The sequence below is a fragment of the Pseudescherichia vulneris genome (assembly GCF_902164725.1).
In the GTDB taxonomy this organism is placed as follows: domain Bacteria; phylum Pseudomonadota; class Gammaproteobacteria; order Enterobacterales; family Enterobacteriaceae; genus Pseudescherichia; species Pseudescherichia vulneris.
The window spans coordinates 2,401,670-2,403,698 of the sequence record NZ_LR607338.1 but is presented as its reverse complement, the minus strand read 5'-3'; the positions used below and the strand labels follow the sequence as shown (position 1 = coordinate 2,403,698).

The window sequence follows — 2,029 nt, the reverse complement described above, 5'->3', positions numbered from 1 at the left end:
CTATATTATGCAAGGGGGGGGGTAAGAAGGAGCAACATGCACATCAATACCAAATACAGGGTTGGAGCGCTGATTTATCTCATGGCGGCATATGCCCTTGCACTACCCGCTCTTGCTCTGTTTACAGACTTGGTCATCAACGGAAGCATTATTGACATGTGGAAAGGATCATACTCGTTTGCAGATCTTCTTAACCTTCGTAAAACTCTTTTCCTGCAGTTTGCCGGGCTAGGCGCTGCCCTTGGATTCGTCTACTGGCTTTTTTTCTTCAGGAGATACAGGCATCACGATCCCCTCGACAAATATTTCAAGTAGGCACTGCCTCATCAGCCAATTACCGACCTCAGGCCATAATGTTTCCCGATATCGGCTTCGAAAAAAGCCCATATGCCCGATAGGCTGGTTACCGAAATCCATGTGCCGTATCTCGCGTCGTTCAACTTGAGCGTTTTTCACCGGCTCCATTAGGCGCGTAATAGCTTCAGGATTAGCCCAGGGATCATCATCAAAACCTAATACCAGAAGAGGTAACGTGATCTCCCCGGCCCTCCGACGTGCATCCCAGTTTGGATCGTCATAAAAGTAGTTGGGCATTGCGCTCCAGCGCCCCCATTGATCCATTACCGGAGCCGGCAAATCTTCTCCCAGCCCAAGCCGTCTGGCCGGCATATAGCCGAAAATACGGCACAGAACCGGTGCGAGAACGCGTAATAAAAACCAGACCCTGAGCTTCTCCCCAGTTTGTTTTATAGTGCTTGTTACACCAGCGTGCGAAGCAACAATAACCCCCGCATGCAGGGAGTGTGTGGCTGTGGAAAGCAGAATGGCATGCCCGCCAACGCTATGCCCTACTGCCATCATCAGAAGATGGGGGAAACGTAACTTCGCCCAGGCAGTGACGCAACCGACATCCTGCTCGATCCAGTCGGACATAGAAACATGACAATGTCGACGTGTTCCTGACGTTGAATGCCCTGTGCCTCGATAATCGTAGGTCAGAACATTGAATCCCATTTCGTAGAGATACTCAGCAAAACCCTTATAAAAATCCTGTGATACTGCTGTGGCAGGATGAATGATCACCAGCGCTTTAGCTTCGCTTCTCTCCCACAACGTGGAAGCCAGAACACCGCCTTCTTTTACAGGTATCGTTACTATATTCATCAATAGAGCCCCGCCCAAGTGGTCATACCAGTATCGTCATAATAGACTGGAGCGTCAACACACAACGTTGGCGATTTTTTGTAGTTCGCAACTTACCAGGTCCAGATTGATGCCTACTTTGTGTCAAGAGCGAATTATCATGTTATGTTGTTAATAAGAGCGATCTATAAGGTGTGCGGATTCGCGCAATGAGCGGACTGGCTGACATGGAGTAATAATGGAGAAGATGAATGACAAGTGATTTGATTGCGCTTTCGGCTATTGGTGTCGCTATTCTGTTTGGCGCAATGAGCCCGGGCGTAAGCTTTCTTCTCGTTGCCCGCACGGCCATGTCGAGTTCAAGACGGGCGGCATTATCCGTTGCAGCAGGTATGGGTTTTGGCGCACTTATCTTTGCTGCCATTGCGTTAGCAGGCCTTCACACTCTACTGACGTTGGTACCATCACTCTACACAGGCCTGAAGGTTGCCGGCGGCTGTTATCTTTTATGGCTGGCGTTGAAAATGTTTCGTCGTCCTGCAAATCGGTTGAATGATCCTGCCTCTACAGAGGAGATAAGCGCCTCAAAAGCCTTTTTGACAGGCGTATTTACGCAAATCAGCAATCCCCATACTGCTCTGGTATTTGCCAGTATCTTTTCCGCAGCGCTGAGCAAAAATATCCAGCCTGTTATGTACATCATCCTGCCCTTAATGGCATTTGTTATTGATGTGCTGTGGTATGCAGTCGTTGCATGTTTATTATCCACTAACGGGCCGCGCCTGACCTATATTAAATACCGAAAGTTAATAGACAAGCTCAGCGGCGGCGTTATGGCCTTTCTGGGATTACGTCTGCTGTTGAAGTAAGGCAGCCGAGACTATAG

2 protein-coding genes and 1 pseudogene are annotated in these 2,029 nt (G+C 48.9%); 2 read left to right on the top strand and 1 reads right to left on the bottom strand.

What is annotated here, in order from left to right; translation table 11 throughout:
- The first annotated feature begins 36 nt into the window (after positions 1-36).
- Entirely contained in the window at positions 37-315 is a 279-nt protein-coding gene (locus FN633_RS18570; RefSeq protein ID WP_072015209.1) for a hypothetical protein, read from the top strand.
- Here FN633_RS18570 and FN633_RS10285 read toward each other — a convergent pair.
- Positions 316-1,164: pseudogene (locus tag FN633_RS10285) on the bottom strand (alpha/beta hydrolase family protein); the annotation flags it as partial.
- Between the two features lie 230 nt (positions 1,165-1,394).
- Here FN633_RS10285 and FN633_RS10280 point away from each other — a divergent pair.
- Positions 1,395-2,012 carry a LysE family translocator gene (locus FN633_RS10280; RefSeq protein WP_154057631.1) on the top strand — a complete coding sequence of 206 codons (618 nt, stop codon included), beginning with the start codon at positions 1,395-1,397 and terminating at the stop codon, positions 2,010-2,012.
- Positions 2,013-2,029: the final 17 nt, after the last annotated feature.

Excerpts from the sequence above, each read along its gene's own strand:
- FN633_RS18570 (WP_072015209.1), top strand. The coding sequence starts at position 37 with ATGCACATCAATACCAAATACAGGGTTGGAGCGCTGATTTATCTCATG.
- FN633_RS10280 (WP_154057631.1), top strand. The coding sequence starts at position 1,395 with ATGACAAGTGATTTGATTGCGCTTTCGGCTATTGGTGTCGCTATTCTG.